16 protein-coding genes are annotated in these 19375 nt (G+C 59.2%); 9 read left to right on the forward strand and 7 right to left on the reverse strand.

The features are described from left to right. Nucleotides 1-2: 2 nt before the first annotated feature. Genes D8V06_RS18680 through D8V06_RS18690 form a run of 3 tightly spaced genes read left to right on the forward strand, consistent with a single transcriptional unit; the run spans nucleotide 3 to nucleotide 4587 of the window. Nucleotides 3-872 carry a branched-chain amino acid ABC transporter permease gene (locus D8V06_RS18680; RefSeq protein ID WP_130931509.1) on the forward strand — a complete coding sequence of 290 codons (870 nt, stop codon included), beginning with the start codon at nucleotides 3-5 and terminating at the stop codon, nucleotides 870-872. Beyond that, nucleotides 869-3361: an ATP-binding cassette domain-containing protein gene (locus D8V06_RS18685; RefSeq protein WP_056856781.1), complete on the forward strand. Its 2493-nt coding sequence runs from the start codon at nucleotides 869-871 to the stop codon at nucleotides 3359-3361. The genes D8V06_RS18680 and D8V06_RS18685 overlap by 4 nt, the downstream gene beginning before the upstream one ends. Then, on the forward strand, nucleotides 3358-4587 hold the full coding sequence (locus D8V06_RS18690; RefSeq protein ID WP_130905033.1) for an amidohydrolase family protein: 1230 nt from the start codon (nucleotides 3358-3360) through the stop codon (nucleotides 4585-4587). Before D8V06_RS18685 ends, D8V06_RS18690 begins: the two co-directional genes overlap by 4 nt. Here the strand turns inward: D8V06_RS18690 and D8V06_RS18695 are convergent. The 4 genes from D8V06_RS18695 to D8V06_RS18710 form a co-directional block, all read right to left on the reverse strand. Then, on the reverse strand, nucleotides 4584-5276 hold the full coding sequence (locus D8V06_RS18695; protein WP_130905034.1) for a GntR family transcriptional regulator: 693 nt from the start codon (nucleotides 5274-5276) through the stop codon (nucleotides 4584-4586). The genes D8V06_RS18690 and D8V06_RS18695 overlap by 4 nt on opposite strands. Nucleotides 5277-5389: 113 nt before the next feature. Beyond that, a complete protein-coding gene (locus tag D8V06_RS18700; RefSeq protein ID WP_130931510.1) occupies nucleotides 5390-6961 on the reverse strand; it encodes a gamma-glutamyltransferase in 1572 nt (523 codons plus the stop codon). Between the two features lie 207 nt (nucleotides 6962-7168). After that, nucleotides 7169-7951 carry an enoyl-CoA hydratase/isomerase family protein gene (locus D8V06_RS18705; protein WP_241664331.1) on the reverse strand — a complete coding sequence of 261 codons (783 nt, stop codon included), beginning with the start codon at nucleotides 7949-7951 and terminating at the stop codon, nucleotides 7169-7171. Nucleotides 7952-8858: 907 nt separating this feature from the next. Beyond that, entirely contained in the window at nucleotides 8859-9773 is a 915-nt protein-coding gene (locus D8V06_RS18710) for a LysR substrate-binding domain-containing protein (RefSeq protein ID WP_130905036.1), read from the reverse strand. A 198-nt stretch (nucleotides 9774-9971) separates the two neighbouring features. Between D8V06_RS18710 and D8V06_RS18715 the strand changes: the two genes are divergently transcribed. The 5 genes from D8V06_RS18715 to D8V06_RS18735 all read left to right on the forward strand — a co-directional run bounded on the left by D8V06_RS18715 (nucleotide 9972) and on the right by D8V06_RS18735 (nucleotide 15009). Further along, entirely contained in the window at nucleotides 9972-10721 is a 750-nt protein-coding gene (locus tag D8V06_RS18715) for an SDR family NAD(P)-dependent oxidoreductase (RefSeq protein ID WP_130931511.1), read from the forward strand. A 100-nt stretch (nucleotides 10722-10821) separates the two neighbouring features. Next, entirely contained in the window at nucleotides 10822-12120 is a 1299-nt protein-coding gene (locus D8V06_RS18720; protein WP_130905038.1) for an MFS transporter, read from the forward strand. An 18-nt stretch (nucleotides 12121-12138) separates the two neighbouring features. Beyond that, nucleotides 12139-12987 carry a transketolase gene (locus D8V06_RS18725; protein ID WP_130931512.1) on the forward strand — a complete coding sequence of 283 codons (849 nt, stop codon included), beginning with the start codon at nucleotides 12139-12141 and terminating at the stop codon, nucleotides 12985-12987. After that, nucleotides 12984-14006 carry a transketolase family protein gene (locus D8V06_RS18730; protein ID WP_130908018.1) on the forward strand — a complete coding sequence of 341 codons (1023 nt, stop codon included), beginning with the start codon at nucleotides 12984-12986 and terminating at the stop codon, nucleotides 14004-14006. Before D8V06_RS18725 ends, D8V06_RS18730 begins: the two co-directional genes overlap by 4 nt. A 61-nt stretch (nucleotides 14007-14067) precedes the next feature. After that, nucleotides 14068-15009 (forward strand): alpha/beta hydrolase, encoded by a 942-nt coding sequence (locus tag D8V06_RS18735; RefSeq protein ID WP_130905041.1) that lies wholly within the window; start codon nucleotides 14068-14070, stop codon nucleotides 15007-15009. A 185-nt stretch (nucleotides 15010-15194) separates the two neighbouring features. Here the strand turns inward: D8V06_RS18735 and D8V06_RS18740 are convergent, their stop codons facing one another. Together D8V06_RS18740 and D8V06_RS18745 are read right to left on the reverse strand one after the other, a co-directional pair. Beyond that, nucleotides 15195-15893, reverse strand: coding sequence for a potassium channel family protein (locus D8V06_RS18740; protein ID WP_130931516.1), 699 nt, complete (start codon nucleotides 15891-15893; stop codon nucleotides 15195-15197). A gap of 118 nt (nucleotides 15894-16011) precedes the next feature. Further along, a complete protein-coding gene (locus D8V06_RS18745; RefSeq protein WP_130931513.1) occupies nucleotides 16012-17574 on the reverse strand; it encodes a sensor domain-containing diguanylate cyclase in 1563 nt (520 codons plus the stop codon). Between the two features lie 650 nt (nucleotides 17575-18224). Here D8V06_RS18745 and D8V06_RS18755 point away from each other — a divergent pair. Then, nucleotides 18225-18779 carry a YdeI/OmpD-associated family protein gene (locus tag D8V06_RS18755; RefSeq protein WP_130931515.1) on the forward strand — a complete coding sequence of 185 codons (555 nt, stop codon included), beginning with the start codon at nucleotides 18225-18227 and terminating at the stop codon, nucleotides 18777-18779. A gap of 78 nt (nucleotides 18780-18857) precedes the next feature. On the opposite strand, the gene D8V06_RS18760 is transcribed toward D8V06_RS18755, so the two are convergent. After that, nucleotides 18858-19367: a nucleoside deaminase gene (locus D8V06_RS18760; protein WP_130931517.1), complete on the reverse strand. Its 510-nt coding sequence runs from the start codon at nucleotides 19365-19367 to the stop codon at nucleotides 18858-18860. Between the last annotated feature and the right edge of the window lie 8 nt (nucleotides 19368-19375).

Genomic DNA, 19375 nt, shown 5'->3' on the forward strand with positions numbered 1-19375 from the left:
CCATGTTCACCGCCGCCATCATCACCGGCCTCGGCCTCGGCAGCATGTACGCGTTGCTGGCGTTGGGTTTTCACCTGACCTACGTCGTCTCGCGCACCGTCAACTTTGCCCAAGGCAGCGCCATGATGGTCGGCGCCGTGCTGGGCTACACCCTCTGCATCAACTGGGGCTGGTCGCTGTGGCTGGCCCTGCCGCTGACGCTGATCCTCTGCGGGCTGTACGGCCTGGTGATCGAACGCTGGCTGGTACGGCCCTTCCACAGTCGCGGCTCACAGGCCTGGCTGATGGCAACGGTGGCGGGAGGCATCCTGGTGGATAACCTGGCGCTGTTTACCTTCGGCAAGGAGCCGCGCCAATTTGAAAGCAGCCTGGTCAATCTGAACATCGAGCTGTTTGGCAGCAACGTGGGCGCACTGCAATTGCTGATTCCGCTGGCAGGCGCGGCCATTGCCCTGGCGCTGTATCTGGTGCGGCGCTACACCCGGCTGGGCAAGGTGCTGGAAGCCTGCGTGCAGAATCCCCGCGCAGCGATGCTGATGGGGATCAACGTCAATCGTGTGGTCGCCATCGCCTTTGCTGTCTCCACGTTATTCGCCGGCGTGGCGGGTTTATTGATTGCGCCGCTGTTCAGCGTCAATGCGGAAATGGGCATGTTGTTCGGCCTCAAGGCGTTCGCGGTGGCCATTCTCGGTGGCATCACCAGCGCGGGCGGTGTGTTCACGGCGGGGCTGCTGTTCGGCCTGACTGAAGCATTGATCACGTTGTATTTCGGCTCCGCCTTCACCCAGATATTCACGTTTGCGCTGGTCATTGTCGCGCTGGCGATTCGTCCCAACGGTCTGTTCGGCAGCCAGGCATTGGTGAAAGTATGAAGAACTTCAACCCCCTGGCCGCACCGGTCTTCATTGCCCTGCTCGCGATCGTCTGCGGCGTACTGGCGTTCACGCTGGACAGCTACTCGCTGCTGGTTTTCACCCTCTGCGCCCTGGCGGCGGTGGTCGGTGTGGGCCTCAATATCCTGATCGGCCTCAGTGGGCAGATTTCCTTCGGGCATATCGCCTTCTACGCCATCGGTGCCTATGTATCGGCACTGCTGACCCTGGCGGGCTGGCCGTTGTGGCTGGCCCTGCCCACGGCCGGTGCGGTAGCCGGACTGGTTGGCGCGCTGTTGGCGATTCCCGCCCTTCGGGTCAGCGGCCCGTACTTGGCGATGATCACCATCGCCTTCAGTTTTGTGGTGCATCACAGCCTGATCGAATGGCGGGACGTTACGGGCGGTTCCAACGGCTTGATGGGTATCCCGCTGCCGGAATTCGCCGGCCTTGATCCGGCGACTGTCCTCGCCCTGTTGGCCGGTGCGTTGATGATAGGCGCCCTGCTGTTTTACCAGCGCCTGAGCCACAGCAGTTGGGGCAAGGCCATGCGCGCGGTGAAAGCCTCGGAGATTGCCGCCCGCTCACTGGGCTTCAATCCGGTCATCAGCAAAACCCTGGCGTTTGCCTTGTCGGCGGCATTGACCGGGCTGGCGGGTGGCTTGCTCGCGCCATTGCTGATGTTCATCAACCCTGAATCCTTCCCGTTCTCCCAATCCATTCTGTTTGTCCTGGCCGTGATCGTCGGCGGCAGCGGCATGCTGTTCGGACCGTTGATTGGCGCACTGCTGATCGTGCTGGTGCCGGAACTGCTGTCCGACTTTGCCGAGTACCGCCTGCTGATCTTTTCCGTGCTCCTGCTATTGGTGCTCTGGATCGCGCCCAACGGCCTGCTCGGCGCCCTCGCCCGACGCTGGATCAAACCGCCTCGCTTGCTGCCACCGACGCGCATCGATCAGCAACGCATCGCCGCGCATTTGCGCAGTCGTGGCCCGTCTTCAGGCTTGCGGGTCAGTGACATAGGCATTCGCTTCGGCGGCGTGCAGGCCGCGCAGCATGTCAGCCTGCATGCACCTGCCGGCAGCATCACCAGCATCATCGGCCCCAACGGCGCGGGTAAAACCACCGTGCTCAACATGATCAGCGGGTTCTATGTGCCGGACAGCGGCCAGATCGAATTGCAACAGCCATTGGCGGGCCTGCCGGCCTGGAAAAGCGCCCGGGCCGGCATCGCCCGCACCTATCAGACCACCCTGCTGTTCGGCGAAATGTCGGTGCTGGACAATCTGCTGGTCGCGATGCAGAAGGGTCGCCTGGGCCTGCCGTTCAGCCTTGCCACCGACGAGCAGCGAAGCCTGGCGCTGGATCTGCTGGCACTGGTGGGCTACCGCGGCGAGGTGAACATTGCCGCCGAGGACTTGCCCCATGTGGATCGCCGCCTGGTGGAAATCGCCCGGGCACTGGCCACCGCGCCTGCGGTCCTGTTGCTGGATGAACCGGCAGCGGGTCTGAGCCGCCGCGACACCGATGATCTGGCCGTTCTGCTGCGCAAGCTGGCGGATTTTGGCCTCACGGTGATTCTGGTCGAGCACGACATGGCGCTGGTCATGTCGGTGTCCGAGCACCTGCTGGTACTCGATGCGGGCAAGCCAATCGCCGCCGGGCCGCCGGCTGAAATCCGCCGCAACCAGCAGGTGATCGCCGCGTACCTGGGCGGCACCGAGTATCAGGCCACGCCGCGCGAACAGGCCTGGAATGGCAGCCGCGATGCGCGCCTGTTCGTCAAGGACCTGGTCATCGACTATGGCGCGTCAGCGGTGGTCGACAAGGTCAACCTGCTGGTCAATCCCGGCGAGCTGGTGGCGATTCTCGGCGCCAACGGCGCGGGCAAATCGAGCATCCTGCAATGCCTGGCAGGCCTGCATCGCGCCAGCAGCGGCAGCATCCTGCTGGACAACGAAAACATCGAACAGGCCAACGCCAGCACCGTCGCGGCAAAAGGCTTGGCGCTGGTACCCGAAGGCCGCCAGGTATTCCCTTACCTGAGTGTGCGCGACAACCTGTTGCTGGGTGGGTATTCACGCCGCGAAGCCTTCGACGCCGACGCGGAAATCGAGGCGATCCTCAAGCGCTTCCCGCGCCTTCGAGACCGCATCGACAACCCGGCCGGGCTGCTTTCCGGTGGCGAACAACAAATGGTCGCGGTGGGTCGCGGCCTGATGGCCAAGCCAAAAGTCCTGTTGCTGGATGAACCTTCACTGGGCTTGTCACCGGCCATGATCGGCGAGTTGTACGACGCACTGGCCGCACTGCGCGACGAAGGCGTGACCATCCTGCTGGTGGATCAAATGGCCAACCTGGCCCTTCAGGTGGCGGATCGCGCCTATGTGCTGGAAACCGGGAGCATTGTCAAAGCCGCCAGCGCCGCAGAATTGCGCGACGATCAGGCGTTGGCTGCCGCTTACCTGGGTGAAGGAGCCGTCGCATGAGCGCCTTGAAAGTCATCAATGCCCGGCTGCCTGACGAGCGCGCCAATAGCGAGCTTCATGTCGAGAACGGCTACTTCGTCGCCGCCTTCAGTAAGGACACACGCCATTGGCAAACCCTTGACCTGCAGGGCCAATTGATGATGCCGGGCCTGATCGAAACCCACTTGCACCTGGACAAGGCCTGCATCATGCAACGCTGCCAGCTGCACGAAGGCACGCTGTCTGAAGCCGTGGCGCAAACCCGGGCAGCAAAAGCCGAATTCACTGAAGACGATGTCTATCGGCGCGGTGCCCGGGTACTGGACAAGGCGATTGTCCAAGGCACGACGCATATCCGGACCCATGTCGAGCTGGACCCGCAGATTGGCCTGACCGGGTTCAATGCCATTCGCCGCTTGCAAGCCGATTATGCCTGGGCCATCAGCCTGGAAATCTGCGTGTTCCCCCAGGAGGGTTTACTGAACAATCCGGGGACTGAAGCGCTGCTGTGCCAGGCACTGGAAAGCGGCGCCAGCGTACTCGGCGGCTGCCCCTATATGGACAGTGACCCGAACGGGCAGATCCGGCGCCTGTTCGAACTGGCGGTGCGCTACGACTGCGACCTGGACCTGCACCTGGATTTCGACCTGAATCCCGAAGGCATGACCGTCATGGAGGTGGCACGCTGCACGCAGCTGCATGGCTGGGGCGGACGCGTCACCGTCGGCCACGCGACCAAGTTGTCGACCTTGCCCCGGGAACCCCTGACGGTGCTTGGCCTGCACCTGGCGCAAGCGGGCGTGCAGGTGACTTGCCTGCCCAGCACCGATCTGTTCCTGATGGGTCGCGAGGCGTTTCACAACAAACCCAGAGGACTGGCGCCACTGGCGCATCTGCACGCTTGCGGCGTGACCTGTTCGGTGTCTACCAACAACATCGGCAACCCGTTCACGCCCTATGGCGACGCCTCGTTGATCCGCCAGGCCAACCTGTTCGCCAACGTCAGCCAGATGGGCACGGCGGCGCAACTGCGGCAATGCCTGGCGTGGGTATCCAGCGAGGCGGCGCGTATGCTGAGGTTGTCCGATTACGGTCTGCTGCCAGGCTGCCGCGCCGATTTCATTGTGTTCGACGCGCCCTCGCCGGCGGCGGTCATCGCTGAAATATGCGCACCGGTCATGGGCTTCAAGGGAGGGCTTCAGACGTTCAGCCGGCCGGCGGGAACGTTGCTGAAGCCGAGTGCTTAATCGATCAACGCCTGCTTGAGGTTGAATTCCTCGGGCACGCTTTCTTCCAGGGCCAACTGCCCTTCCAGTTCATCCAGGTGTTCGAGCATGACGGCGACGGCTCTTTCATTGTCGCCATTTTCCAGCGCGGTAATGATCTCCTGATGTTCATCCGAGGCGCAGGATGGCACGTCATTGCGCTGGTACAGCGCGACGATCAATGAACTGCGCACCATCAGGTTGGCGAGGATATCGCTCAGCACGGCATTGCCACTGATCTCGCCGAGCAGCAGGTGAAACTCGCTCAGCTCGCGGACGATGGCACGTCGATCGGTGTCGTTGGTGGCTTTGCGTTCGTTGTTCATGTGCCGGGCGATGCGCTGCCGGTGTTTGCGCATCACTGCCGGGGTGATGGCCTCGACGATCGCCCGCTCGATGGCGCGACGCGCGCTGAAGATATCCCGCGCTTCCTTTGCCGTCGGCTGAGCAACCATGGCGCCGCGATTGGCTTCGATGGTCACCACCTTTTGCATCGCCAGCCGCTGCAACGCCACCTGCACATGATTGCGGTTGGCCTGCAGGGTTTCGACAATGTGTGCTTCTACCAATCGAGTGCCAGGCGGCAGGCGATGCTGGGCGATAGCCTTGAACAGCGCATCGACGATGCGTTGCACTTCAAGCTGTTTGGCGGTGACAGTGCTCAAGCCCATCCATTCCTCTGTTGTCCAGAAAGCCTCAGGCCAATACGCAAGGCTGCGGATGGCGGGCAATCGGCGGCATTATCCGCCAGCGGCATGAACCCGGCAAATGCCCCGCTCACGGCTCAGCCCGCCTGACCCAGGCCCGCGCCCTCGCCCCGTGGGTCATGCATGGCTCTGCGCAGGCCATCGGCATCGATGGCGATGATCCCGGCGTGGCCGGTCATGGGGCTGCGGGCCGGGATGATTTCCACCTCATGCCCCAGCATCCCAAGGCCCTCAATCGTGTTGGCCGCCATGTCGCCTTCCAGCTTGAGATTGTCCGTGCTGTCGAAAAAACTGCGCCCCAACAAAAAGCGCGGGGTTTGCAGGGCCTGGTCAATGGGCTGCTGGTAGTCGATCAGTTGGGTCGCCAGGACCATCTGGGTCTGCGGTTGACCATCGCCCCCCTGGGTGCCGAAGAACCAGCGTCGGCCATCGTCAGCCAGATAGCAGGACGGATTGAGCGTGTGCGCCGGACGCTTGCCGGGAGCCCAGCCATTGACGTGCCCGGGATTCGCGTTGAAGCCGGCAGCGCGGTTCTGCCACAGCACGCCGGTGTCACCCAGAATGCAGCCCGAGCCGAAGTCATGAAACAGGCTCTGGATCAGGCAGGCCGTACGCCCCTGAGCATCGGTCGCGGCCATCCAGACGGTATCGGCCGGGCGCCCCGGCTCGGTCCAGGGTGCAGCACGCTGGTCGTCGATGGCATCTGCATAGGCTTGAATCTGCACGCTTTCGAGACTGGCGGCAAAATCCCAGGGCTTGCTCAGCGGATCGCACAACTGCGCATTGCGCCGCAGCAACCCCTGCTTGATGGCTTCGACCAGATAGTGATAGTACAGCGCGCTGCCGTTGCCGACTTGCGCCAGCGGCTTGTGTTGCAGCGCGGCCATGGCCTGCAACGTGTAAAGGCCTTGGCACGGCGGCGCGACATTGTAGAGTCGTCCATCGCGGTAACGCACCGAAATCGGTGCGACTTCAGGGGCGCGGGTCGCGGCCAGATCGGCAGCGGTCAAGCCGCACCCAAGGCGATCGAACGCAGCCCCGAAAGCCTCAGCCAGTTCGCCGTGGTAGAAATCCTCGACGCCGTGTTTCGCCAGATGGCGAAGGGTGTTGGCGAGCTCGGGCTGGCGCAGGTTATCGCCCTCGCGCAGCCAGCGCCCGTCGGTCTTGCACAGGTGATGCAGGTCCGGCAATTGCTCGATCAACGGCTGGCGCAGGGTTTGCCAGAACAATTGCGATTGCGAAACCACGACACCGGCATCGGCCACGCTCGCTGCGTCTACCAACAGATCAGCCCAGCCCAGCCTGGAGCCCCACTCATGACGACTGATGTCTGCTGCGGTCTTCCAGCTCGCCATCGCGCCCGCGGTGCTGGCCACCGAAGCCGGACCTCGCACGGTGATGGATCCGCCCTCAGGCAAACGCTGCCCGGCCTGGCCGATCCCCACGATGGTGCGCACCTTGCTGTCGTGGATCATCCACAGGGCATCGCCACCCAGACCGGTCATGTGCGGGAAAACCGCTGCAAGCATGGCACTGGCGGCCAGCATCGCATCGATGGCCGTTCCGCCCGCCTCCAGAACCCGCATGCCGGTGGCGCTGGCATCGGCATGGGGCGTACAGATCACGGCACGACTGGAGGTAGCGATCATGGTTCAAGGCCTCTTTTTTGCTAGCTATCGATATGAATATTGTTAGCAAAGCAAGATGTATGCCTTTTACCCTGCGGCAGACGGGGTGGCGTCCAGCGTCAAACCCTTTTGAACGTCAACCAGGCCCCCCAAAACAAGCTATTGAAGAGATCCGGCGTCGTTCAACAGTTTTTGAACCGCCACCTCGGAAATGCAGTTTTCTGCGCCTTAGTTTTTCTCGGCACTGACCTGGCCGGTATACTTGGGCAGATTAATTTCCACATCAGCTTTTTGTTGCAGGCCTAGTTCCATAAGGCGGCCGATATGGTGTTGGGCGGCAGGGCGTCGAACAGAGTTGAGAAAAGCGGGCCATTCTTTCCCGACGTCTTCGTTTGAAGGGAGGGAAGCTACATTCACCAGTTCCTTGATCTCGCCCAGAGATTGCTTGTCGAAGGTGGCGATACGGCGGGCCAGAGCATCGACGAAGCTGTTCAGCTCGTTTTCGGGAAAGCTGCGGTTTACGTAACCATAACGCTCGGCCAGCTTGCCGTCGATGTCGTTACCGCTTAGCAGGACCTCTAATGCACGGCCGCGGCCGATAAGACGTGGCAGGCGCGCCATTGGGCCTCCGCCTGGGACAAAGCCGGCGCCAATTTCAAATTGGGAAAGCACTGCCTTGTCGCTGGCAAAACGCATATCGCTGGCCAAGGCCAGTTCACTGCCCACGCCAGAGGCGCGGCCGTTGATCATCGCGATGGAAACCACTGGGGACTTACTCAGGCGTACCAACATGTCCGGAAGGGGCGGCAGGCCGGTCTTCCCGTTGGGCATTTCCAGGGTCCGCTCCAGAGGCTCGGCGAAGTCGTAGTGGGTTAGGAAAAAGCCAGGCACCTTGCTTTCAAAAACCACCACCTTGAGTTTGGTGTCGTTTTCTATCGCGCTGACCACCTTCTCGAACTGCAAGGTAGAATCCGGACCATATATGTTGAAAGGCGGGTTGTTGATCTGCACTCGCCAGTATTCCGGACTGATCTTGTCAATGAGAAACTGGTTGGGGGAGGAACTGGCGGATTTTGGGGGACTGGTAGCAGGGTCGGCGGCAAGGGCTTGACCAACTATGGTACTCCCGCCCAACAGCATGCTAAAGGCGAGAGTGGCGCTTACGATACGTCGTGATTTCATAATGGTGGAACTCCAATTTTATGGAATGAACAACGATGAATTGACCTGATTTCTGTTCAGGACCACGAGCACCGGTTGATGCTCGAATTAGCAGTACCGTTTTGGCAAATATAGGCGCGACGTGGTCATGTTTATGTGCAACTTGGTGATACCCCCTTCTGCCGGCCAGCCAACATCGCCGGTTTTTTTAGGAAAGTTGAACTTGGCTGTGCTTCAGGAGAACGATGGGGTCACTATATTTATGATGATCATCAAGATAAACGGACGATCTGAAATATCAGTTAATACATGGCGTAACTAATCAGCTAAAACTTCAGGAGCGATGGGCTATCGAATCCGAAGTGGCGATTGGGGAATTGCCTAAGCGCTGCTGTTCTGCTCAGTGCAGCTGCCCCAATTCATAGAAAGCTGCCTGTGATGTGTGTCTACGAGTGTAGTGCGGTTCACGGAGCTTGCTCGACAGGCTGCATTTGATCTTCAAGGCGAGGCGGCTATGCAGTGAATATGAACGCAGACCAAGGGGGAAACCGCACCGGTGCACGCCTTTGGATAGGCCATGCTCGTCTGTACCAATGCTCGTGGTTTAGGGCGTTAAGCCGAAATCGCTAACGTACGAAACGCCCGCTGAACGATTTAGCCAATCTGTTGCATCGACCGGTTGAATCCACAGCCAAAAGTAGACACTCAGCAGCCACACTGCCGTGATACTGGAGTTTGGTTTGCCACGACATCAAGATCAGTATTTGAAGTCATGCCCCAGCTCTTTCTGCATCCACTCCAGAAATCTCCTCACTCGAGGAAAATTTGCATGGGCCCTCGGAAAAACCAGGTGATGTGCAGTGATGGGCGCGCTAAGCTCCGGCGCTACCTCGACCAGCGCGCCCCGCGCCAGATAGTCCTGCGCAAGCAGCGTGCTTTCCAAGGCGAATCCCAGCCCGTGGCTGGCTGCCTCCAGCGTCATGTAGGAGCGGTCAAAGCTGAGGGTGTAGGGCTTTTCCGGGCGTGACACGCCCTGTTGGGCAAACAATTGGGGCCACTTTATCAATGTGGCTTCCGACAGGATCAACTGGCTGTCCAGTAAATCCGCCACCGTTCGAACCGAACGTGTTGCCAGCAACTTCGGCGAAGCCATGACCGCAATTCTTTCATTACGTATCGTCCGCACTTCGTAGCTGGGCCAGTTGGGCATGCCGTGGCGGATGTCGACATCGATCTTGTCACGACTGAAATGCAGCGATTCGTAGGAACACGACAGGTTGAGCTGGATGTCGGGATGGCTCTGTCGAAACTGTTCCAGGCGCGGCATCAACCACAGCAGGCCGAAACTGGGGGATGAGTGCAAGCGCAGGCAGTCGAGGCTGACGTCACTGGTGGCGCGCTCGGTCGCCACCGCCAGGCTGTGCAGGATGCCAGACACCTCAGTGAGGTATTGCTCGCCCACCGGCGTCAATGTCACGCCCCTGGCCGTCCGGAGAAACAGCTGGCGACCAATCATTGCCTCCAGTTTGGCCAATTGGTGACTGACCGCCGAGGGTGTCAGGTCAAGCAATTCGGCCGCGCGGGCGACGTTGCCGAAGCGTGCGGTCTGTTCAAAGGCCTGAATGGCTTTCAGTGGTGGCAGGATCGGAGGTGCGTCGCCAGATGTACTCATGATTATTGTTGTTCCGCTGCAAGTGGCGTGGGCCGGGCATGCAGCCATTCAAACATCGGGAGGGTTCATTGGCGAGTGCTGAATTTTTTTCAGCACCGAGTGACATTCGCGTTATTGCTCAGGGCTGGTCTGGGGAACAAGCTGGGTCATCGGTTCTTCGTGGATCGACCCAATAAAAACAATCCGAGGTACTCTTCCATGCTTCTTCAAGGCAAAGTCGCGATCATCACCGGTGCAGCTTCCGCACGTGGCATCGGCCGCGCTACAGCGACCACCTTCGCGCAACAGGGCGCACGTGTGGTGATTCTCGATCTGGACGAATCCGCCGCACGCGATGCCGCTGCCTCCCTGGGCGAAGGCCATCTCGGCCTGGCCGCCAACGTCGCCGACGAATCCCAGGTGCAGCAGGCCGTGGCGAAAATCATCGAGCATTTCGGGCGCATCGACATCCTCGTCAACAACGCCGGCATCACCCAACCGCTCAAGACGCTCGATATCCGCCCTTCCGATTACGACAAGGTGCTGGACGTCAGCCTGCGCGGTACCTTGCTCATGTCCCAGGCGGTCATTCCACTGATGCGTCAACAGTCGAGCGGCAGCATCGTGTGCATGTCGTCGGTGTCCGCCCAGCGCGGCGGCGGCATTTTCGGTGGCCCTCATTACAGCGCCGCCAAGGCCGGCGTATTGGGTCTGGCCAAAGCGATGGCGCGCGAGTTGGGACCGGACAAAGTGCGCGTCAACTCCATCGCCCCCGGCCTGATTCACACCGACATCACCGGCGGCCTGATGCAGGACGAACGCCGTCACGCGATCATCGACGGCATCCCGTTGGGCCGTCTGGGTGAGACCCAGGATGTCGCCAACGCCGCCTTGTTCCTGGCCAGCGACCTATCCTCATACCTGACCGGCATCACTCTGGATGTGAACGGCGGCATGCTGATTCACTGAGTACATCTGGGCGGGCCTGCAAGGCCCGTGCGGTTCTGGATCGATGACACAGCCAGGCTTGATGGCCTGGCGGTCAATAAAAACAAGAGATCAGACCATCATGACTACCCTGTCGCTCGAAGCGGTTTCGACCGTGCGCTCCAACGCCTACCGTAAAACCGCGTGGCGTCTGATGCCGTTCCTGATGCTGTGTTATCTGTGCGCCTACCTCGACCGCGTCAACGTCGGCTTTGCCAAACTGCAAATGATGAATGATCTGGCGCTCAGCGAAACGGTCTACGGGCTGGGCGCGGGCATGTTCTTCATCGGCTATTTCCTCTGCGAAGTCCCCAGCAACATCATTCTGCACAAGGTCGGGGCGAGGGTCTGGATCGCGCGCATCATGATCACCTGGGGCATCGTCTCTGCCCTGTTCGCCTTCGTCGAAACCGCCTGGCAATTCTATGCGTTGCGCTTTCTGCTCGGGATTGCCGAAGCCGGCCTGGCACCGGGCCTGCTGCTCTACCTGACCTATTGGTTCCCGTCTTATCGTCGTGCCCGCATGACCGTGTTGTGGTTCATCGCCATTCCGTTGTCGGGGATGGTGGGCGGCCCGATTTCCGGCTGGATCATGACTCACTTCGCCGGTGTTCATGGCTGGGCCGGATGGCAGTGGATGTTCGTGCTTGAGGCTGTGCCTACCGTTGTAGTCGGGCTTCTGGTACTGAGCTATCTCAAGGACGGAGTGCATCAAGCCAGCTGGCTGAACGACGATGAAAAAGCGCTGATCAGCCGCGAGCTGGCCGAGGACGAGCAGAAAAAAGTGACGCATGCGTCTATAGGCGAGTTCATCCGTGACCGCCGCCTCTGGTTACTGGCCGCCATCTACTTCTGTGTCGTCATGGGGCAGTACGCAATCACCTTCTGGCTGCCGACCCTGGTGCGCAACGCAGGGGTATCCGACCCGATGAAAATAGGCCTGCTGACCAGCCTGCCCTACTTCTGCGCGATTGCCGCCATGCTGTATGCCGGGCGCAGTGGCGACAAACACCGCGAGCGCCGCTGGCACCTGATTGTGCCAATGATCGCCGGGGCCATCGGCCTGACACTCGCGGCCATGATGGGAGGAAACGTGATGCTTTCCATCCTGAGTCTTTGCCTCGCTGCCTCCGGGATTCTGTCCGCGACGTCGATGTTCTGGATGCTGCCCACCACGCTGCTCGGTGGCGTGTCCGCCGCAGCAGGCATTGCGGCAGTCAACAGTTTCGCCAACCTCGCCGGCTTCTGCTCGCCCTACCTGATCGGCTGGATAACCACACTGACCGGCTCCAGCGCCATCGGCATGTATCTGATCACTGGCGTGCTGCTCGTCGGTGCCACCCTGGTGCTGCGCATTCCCGCCGCCTTGGTCAATCGTTGATTCACAGGAGATTTCACCATGACTGCCAACCCTTCATTCGTAACACCGAAAACCCTGACGGAGCGCGCCCACAATATTCGTCGCCACGCACTGCGCATGGGTCAAGTCCAGGGGCAAGGCTACGTCGGCCAGGCTCTCGGCGCTGCCGACCTGCTGGCGGTGTCCTACTTCCATGCTCTGAACCATCGTCCTGAAGATCCTGAATGGGAAGCCCGCGATCGTTTCTACCTGTCGATTGGTCACTACGCCATTGCGTTGTACGCGGCCTTGATCGAAGCCGAAATCATCCCGCTCGACGAGCTGGAAACCTACGGCGCAGACGACAGCCGCCTGCCAATGTCGGGCATGGCCGCCTACACGCCGGGTATGGAAATCACCGGTGGTTCGCTGGGCCAGGGCCTCGGCATCGCGGTCGGTGCCTGCCTGGGTCTCAACCGCAAAGGCTCACTAGCCTTCGTCTACAACCTGCTGTCGGACGGCGAACTGAACGAAGGCTCGACCTGGGAAGCCGTGATGTCGGCGTCACATTGGAAGCTCGACAACCTGATCGCCATCGTCGACGTCAACAACCAGCAAGCCGACGGTCACTCCAGTGAAATCCTGTCCTTTGAACCCATCGTCGATCGCTGGCAAGCCTTTGGCTGGTTCACCCAGCGCGTTGACGGCAATGATCTGGAGGCGCTGGTCACCGCGTTCGATGCCGCGCGCAATCATCCCGGCACTCAGCCTCGGGTGATCATCTGCGATACCAAAATGGGCAAAGGCGTGCCCTTCCTCGAAACCCGGGAAAAGACCCACTTCATCCGCGTGGAAGAACACGAATGGGATCTGGCACTGAACAATCTTGAAGAAGGAAAAAACCAATGAGCAACGCCGCCAACACGCCGACTTCGACTGCCGAACCGATCAAAAAACGCCTGACCACCTCGGCGATGATCGCTTCGATTGCTTCTGAAGGCCAAGTCACGAAATCAGCGCCTTTCGGTCATGCGCTCGCGGCGCTGGCAGATCAGCGTCAGGACATCGTCGGCCTGTCCGCAGACCTGTCCAAGTACACCGACCTGCACATCTTCGCCAAGGCGCATCCTGACCGCTTCTATCAAATGGGCATGGCCGAGCAGTTGTTGATGAGTGCAGCCGCCGGTATGGCCCGCGAAGGCTTCGTACCTTTCGCCACCACCTACGCGGTGTTCGCGTCGCGCCGCGCTTATGACTTTATCTGCATGGCGATTGCCGAGGAAAACCTCAACGTCAAGATCGTCTGCGGGCTGCCCGGTCTCACCACCGGCTACGGCCCGAGCCACCAGGCCACCGATGACCTGGCGATCTTCCGCGCCATGCCCAACCTGATGATCGTCGACCCGTGCGATGCCCTGGAAATCGAACAGGCTGTGCCAGCCATCGCCGCGCATCAGGGGCCGGTGTACATGCGCCTGCTGCGCGGCAATGTACCGCTGGTGCTGGACGAGTACGGCTATAAGTTCGAGATCGGCAAGGCCAAGACCCTGCGCACCGGTAACGATGTGTTGATCATCTCCACCGGTCTGATGACCATGCGTGCACTGGAAGCAGCCAAGGAACTGCAAGCGGACGGCGTCGATGTTGCCGTGCTGCACGTGCCGACGATCAAACCACTGGATGAGCAAACGATTCTTGCCGAGGCAAGGAAATCAGGCCGGCTGGTGGTCACCGCAGAGAACAGCTCGATCATTGGTGGCCTCGGCGAGGCCGTCGCCGGGGTGCTGCTGCGCAACGGCGTGACGCCAACCTTCAGGCAGATCGCCTTGCCCGACGCGTTCCTCGATGCAGGCGCCCTGCCGACGTTGCATGATCGCTACGGCATCTCCACTCAAGCCGTGGCTGCTCAAATCAAAGCCTGGCTTTAACGGTGAGGACAAGGCACCTGGCAACAGGTGCCATTGAGTTCGACAGGAAGGGAGCGGAACGTTGAGGCCACATGAACTGCTTGATCCCGAATTCCACAGCTTTCTGCTCCCTGGCACGGATCACTGGTCGATCGATACACTGCCGACCATCCGGGAGCGCGTCCATACAACCTACAGGATTCAGCAAAACAGCAGCTACGAAGAGCGATGGATAACGGCCGATAAAGAGCCTCTGCGCCTGTGTATTTACCGACCTGATACGACATCAGCAACTGCCCGCCTTCCGGTGATCCTTTACATCCATGGTGGAGGCTTTGTACTGGGCCAGCCTGAAATGGCCGACAACTACCTGGCGGCGCTTGCCGAACAATTGAAAACCCTCATCGTCGCAGTCGATTATCGATTGGCGCCTGAACACCCTTTTCCCCTGCCCCTTGAAGACTGCTATACCGCGCTCGCTTGGTTATTCGGTGATGACCATGACCTGGGCATGGATACCCGAAAAGTCGTGATCATGGGGCACAGCGCTGGCGGAGGCCTGGCGGCTGCATTGGGCATTCTGGCCCGCGACAAGGGGCAGTATCCCATCGCAGCCCAGGTACTTGTCTATCCGATGCTGGATCACCGCACGGGCACCTCGCAATCGCCTCACCAGAACGAAAGCACCGGGACTTTCAGCTGGTTGCCGGCGCCTAACCGGTTCTGTTGGGATTGCCTTCGCGGGTGTTACAACCTTGACGATGATCGTATCGGCCTTTTTTCTCCGTCCATGCAGCGGGACCTTCAAGGCCTGCCTCCAACCTTCATATCGGTAGGCTCGCTGGACCTGTTTCTGGAAGAAGACGTGGAATTTGCATTGAGACTGTCGCGCGCCGGGGTCGCTGTAGAGCTGCACGTCTATCCCGGCGCCCCACACATGTTCGATCAGAATCCAGGGCGCATCACTACGCAATCCATTCTGGATATCGTTCGTGCGCTCAACGAATTTTTAAGGGAACGTTGAACGATACCCTGACATTATCGTGAGTGTTTCTGAGCGAGCATTTCCATTTTGCCTTGGCCTGACCGCTTAGAGCTGTTACCCCTCACGACGGGCAGAGAACAGCCAAAAGCAGTCGCTCGGAGGTGTCTGATAAATCAGGGAAGAGTCAACCAAAAACGCCTTGGGTGGCTCAGGCAAATCGGGCGTCATCTGGCCTGATGCGACGGATAAATACCGGCAAGCCGCGCTATCACGACCCCCACGTAAAAGACGCCTGAAAATTCTTCGACCATCACCAGTGAGCGGGCATGGTTGGTGATCGGGATAATATCCCCGTAACCGGTGGTCGTGAGCGTCGTGAAGCTGAAATAGATCAGTTTGAAGAAAGTGCCGGGCTGTCTGAAATCGAAGTTGCCAGGGCCGAATGAGCCAGCGGCGGAAATCTCGACCAGGGCATAGATGAAGGACCAAACGAAGACCAGCATGATGTAGCCCGCAAGTGCGCCATGCAGCTTGTCCGCTGTAATCGGCCCGCGCTTGAGAAGGTAGCGCAGTACCCCGCTGAACGAAACCGTAAGAGACACCGCATAGGTTATCCCTGCAAGTTCAAGAGTCGAGATACTCTCGGTCCACAAGGCGGCCCATTGAAGGCCAATCCCGAGCAACGCCAGGCACAGTTTGAGGATGAATCCGGGTCGGGTCTGCCGGGTGGCGAAAGCGCCCACGAGCAGCACGACCGAAAACAGAATGCCGAGCAACATGCGAGCAATCAGCCCCTCCTCAAGAAAGGGGAACAGGAGGATCAATCCCAGTAAAAGCAGCAACAGATAAGTGCAGGGCCCTAGCCCTATTACCATCTGAGCTAAATCCGCGTCGGATTCGGCTTTATCTTGCGGGCTTGTCATACCAGATTCCCAGAGGTTGAAGTAACGCACGTGACCTGACAAGACCAAGCGCGACGGGGTCCAGTTGTGCATGATAGCCCCAGAAACACAACTGACTTGTCCAATGCCCGCGCAAGCCTCATGCAAGGGGGGATTCCCTCATCCCTACCCCCTTGCGCCCTAGCTGCTTGACACCATACATGGCCTGATCCGCTGCTTTAAGTAATGCGTCGAGAGATTGCCCATGAACAGGACACAGCGAAACTCCGACGCTGCACGACACTGAAAGCTCCCCCGCACTTGTCGCGACTGTCTGGGCGATGGTGTCAAATACCCTCGCCGCTTGCGACTCAGCGCTCTGGGGGTCAGAAAGATTGGAGATCAGCATCACAAATTCGTCGCCGCCGTATCGGGCAGCCGTGTCACATGACCGGGTGGCTTGAAGCATGCGGCGTGCAACCGCTTGCAAAACCTGGTCGCCGACTTCATGACCGTACTTGTCGTTGACCTCCTTGAAATGATCCAAGTCGATCAAAAGCACAGCGAACGGAATCCCTTTCACTTCCCAATCCGAGATGGCCTGGGCAAAACGCTCAGCGAACAGGTAACGGTTAGGCAGTTGCGTGAGTACATCATGGGTTGCCAGATAAGCTGAGCGTTCGTGCTCAACTTCGGCTCTTTCTATCGCCTTGAAATGCGTGATCAATACCATCGGCATCAGCACCAGAGCGCCGGCGAGTACCAAAAGAATCATCAACATTTCTTCAGTAAGGACATCCCCGAAACGAAGTTGCCGGTCGAATACCAGCGTCATGGGCTGCGATGTACTGCGGATCTCGACACGGTCGTTCAATTGCGGCAAAAACAGGCGATCAAGGAAGCCAGCCTGTTGAACGTGCGTGGAAAAAACATCGCTTTCAGAACCGGCTGCGGTCTTCAGCACGGCAGTTATATGAACCAGTGGGTCGACGTTAGCGCGATTGACGGCATCAAGAAGAGAGCCCGTCTTGATCAACAGCAATGACACCATAGTGCTACCAAAAAAATTGGGGCTGGGGCTCGTTCGCTCTTGGTCAGGCCGGTTGACTAACTGCATCAGAATGTAAGCACTACCGCCCTCGTACATGGAAAAAACGGGAGAAACCACGGGTTTCTGGCTGCTTTGGGCGCGTGCCAGCGCGTAGGAAAGGTAAGCGACCGTTTCTAACCTCACCCCGTAAATCGAACTGGATTCAGGGAGCAAGGGGTACATAAACAAAACGGGCCAGGTCTCTTTGAGGAAGGCCTGAGGTTGGGTTGGCTGCCCAGTGAGACTTGGGAAATCCTTGAGCTCAAAGTCTGGGCGCCATGTGCGCCGCAACAGATCCTCAAAGGCGGATTGCTCGGCGACAGGCACGGAGCGGGCTGCCTCGAGCATGTAGATATGCGGGTAGGCCGACAATACGACTGCCGCATATCGGGACGTCGCTTCGGTATCACTCTGGTCTACGGCTTGCAGGAATGCAGAGAAGCCCGAGAGCACAGCTTCATTGGTATCAAGCTGATTGCGCACAATCCCAGAGATGTTTTGCACGTACTCGGAAAAATACGTTTCCCTTCGCTGAGTCTCGGACTTCAGCAATAGTAACGCCGAAAAAACCACCAGACCGACCGCTAAAAAAATAAAGCCCATCAGCGAGTTGCGCCGCTTTGTCCATATCATCCTGATCTTCCGATTTCGCGGTGCGTCCAAATTACTGTCACGCTCTACAAGCATTCAGCCTTCAGCGAAACAACTTGTATTTTTCCATGCCCCTGACTGTAGCGTCTCGTTTCGTCAGGTGAAAATTTTGATCACGTGGGCAAGCGCCTAAACCACGGTCATGGATGGTCGCTCCGTAAGAACTTCCAGCAACTGCTTGTGGTTAAGCCGCTGACACTCGCCCCGAACTTCCTCTCGAATTTGATAGGTCGTCTTCAAGCGATGTTTTTTCTTCGTTGTCATAGATGTTGAAACCGATGGCGCAGTCTCACAATAGAAGCGCATTCCATCACGCGTCGATCCAGTCTCTGTCGGGATTGCAGGGACAACAACGAATCTGGAAATCATCTTCAGGCCCTCTCCTAAAACACCCTAAGGTTTAGCGGCTATTTGCCAGCACGACAAGTGACTGGCGAGTGTTTCCGATGACAAGCACCGCGGCCTGAGAGCGGTTCGCATCGCACATAAAGTCGGCTATCCAGGCTGCGACAGGCAAAAAAACGGCCACAGGCACCCGCTGGACACACTAGTGGCTAATCGGTAACGTCGATCCTCGACACTGAGGCTTTCCCGTAGTTGAGTCGTCAGGCGTATTGGTTGGAGACGTTGCAATGACAACAATCGATAGGAAATTCCGATTCGAAGCAAAGCTTCTCCGCCCGGCAAAGCCTGGTAATGATACGTCCTGGGCGTTCCTGATATTGCCAGCAGACGCGAGTGAACAGCTTCCAAGGCGAGGAAGAACGACAGTTGAAGGCACAATCAATGGGCACCCCTTCCAGGCAACCCTTGAGCCTGATGGTCAGCTGAGCCATTGGCTGCCGGTCGGCAGAGAGCTACTCGAAGCCGCAGGCGCAGCTGTGGGGGACATCGTTACGCTGGAGCTAGCCTCTGTACAGAAGGAACCCGAGCCTGACATACCGGCAGATTTTCAAGAGGCACTCGCAGCTACTCCTGAGGCGCTTAAAGTCTGGAACAATACGACGACCATCGCACGAGTAGACTGGATACACTGGATCACTTCAGCCAAGCAACTCAAGACCCGCGCGAAACGAATCGGTGATGCCTGCGATATGCTCGCCAGCGGCAAGAAGCACGTTTGCTGTTTCGACCCGTCCGGTTACTACAGTAAGGCCTTCCGTGCGCCCGAGGCGGATAATTCTTGAATGGGGCATTACGTTGGTGCGCTGCACTCCTTGACGGAAAGCAGCGCCAGGAACGATCGAGTTTCGGTTCGAAACCCTTTATGACCAGAATCCTATATGCGGCTCGCTAGCCTCGGCTTCCAGCATTGGTCCCAATACGCTGACCTTGCGCTGGCCCTTGGCAAAGACTTCGCGACACGGCAAAGCAAACGTCGGATTCTCGGGATGATCCCCCGTCAGCCCCAGTAACGAGTGCTCCGACAAGGCATAAACCACTCGCCCGATCCCGGTCCAATACACCGCGCCGGCACACATGCAGCAGGGTTCGGCACTGGTGTACAGCGTGCACTGCTCCAGTTCCTTCGCAGACAAAAGCCTGGCAGCGGCAGCCGCCGCGACCAGTTCGGCGTGCTGTGTGGGATCGCCCTCCGGCGGCATCGAATTGTTGCCCGCTTCGACAATCACCTTGCCGTTGCGGTCAGCCACCAACGCCGCGAACGGATGACGGCCGCGCTGTTTTGATTCCTGCGACAAGGCGATGGTCTGGCGCAGCAACGCCAGATCCAGATCGCTGACGCCGGCCGGAACAAGCTGAGTGAATTGATTCATGGGTAACT

This window comes from Pseudomonas sp. Sample_24, from assembly GCF_004307605.1.
In the GTDB taxonomy this organism is placed as follows: domain Bacteria; phylum Pseudomonadota; class Gammaproteobacteria; order Pseudomonadales; family Pseudomonadaceae; genus Aquipseudomonas.

Coding starts and splice junctions, on each gene's coding strand:
- D8V06_RS18680 (WP_130931509.1), top strand. CDS start 3: ATGTTCACCGCCGCCATCATCACCGGCCTCGGCCTCGGCAGCATGTAC.
- D8V06_RS18685 (WP_056856781.1), top strand. CDS start 869: ATGAAGAACTTCAACCCCCTGGCCGCACCGGTCTTCATTGCCCTGCTC.
- D8V06_RS18690 (WP_130905033.1), top strand. CDS start 3,358: ATGAGCGCCTTGAAAGTCATCAATGCCCGGCTGCCTGACGAGCGCGCC.
- D8V06_RS18695 (WP_130905034.1), bottom strand. CDS start 5,276: ATGGGCTTGAGCACTGTCACCGCCAAACAGCTTGAAGTGCAACGCATC.
- D8V06_RS18700 (WP_130931510.1), bottom strand. CDS start 6,961: ATGATCGCTACCTCCAGTCGTGCCGTGATCTGTACGCCCCATGCCGAT.
- D8V06_RS18710 (WP_130905036.1), bottom strand. CDS start 9,773: ATGAGTACATCTGGCGACGCACCTCCGATCCTGCCACCACTGAAAGCC.
- D8V06_RS18715 (WP_130931511.1), top strand. CDS start 9,972: ATGCTTCTTCAAGGCAAAGTCGCGATCATCACCGGTGCAGCTTCCGCA.
- D8V06_RS18720 (WP_130905038.1), top strand. CDS start 10,822: ATGACTACCCTGTCGCTCGAAGCGGTTTCGACCGTGCGCTCCAACGCC.
- D8V06_RS18725 (WP_130931512.1), top strand. CDS start 12,139: ATGACTGCCAACCCTTCATTCGTAACACCGAAAACCCTGACGGAGCGC.
- D8V06_RS18730 (WP_130908018.1), top strand. CDS start 12,984: ATGAGCAACGCCGCCAACACGCCGACTTCGACTGCCGAACCGATCAAA.
- D8V06_RS18740 (WP_130931516.1), bottom strand. CDS start 15,893: ATGACAAGCCCGCAAGATAAAGCCGAATCCGACGCGGATTTAGCTCAG.
- D8V06_RS18745 (WP_130931513.1), bottom strand. CDS start 17,574: ATGATATGGACAAAGCGGCGCAACTCGCTGATGGGCTTTATTTTTTTA.
- D8V06_RS18755 (WP_130931515.1), top strand. CDS start 18,225: ATGACAACAATCGATAGGAAATTCCGATTCGAAGCAAAGCTTCTCCGC.
- D8V06_RS18760 (WP_130931517.1), bottom strand. CDS start 19,367: ATGAATCAATTCACTCAGCTTGTTCCGGCCGGCGTCAGCGATCTGGAT.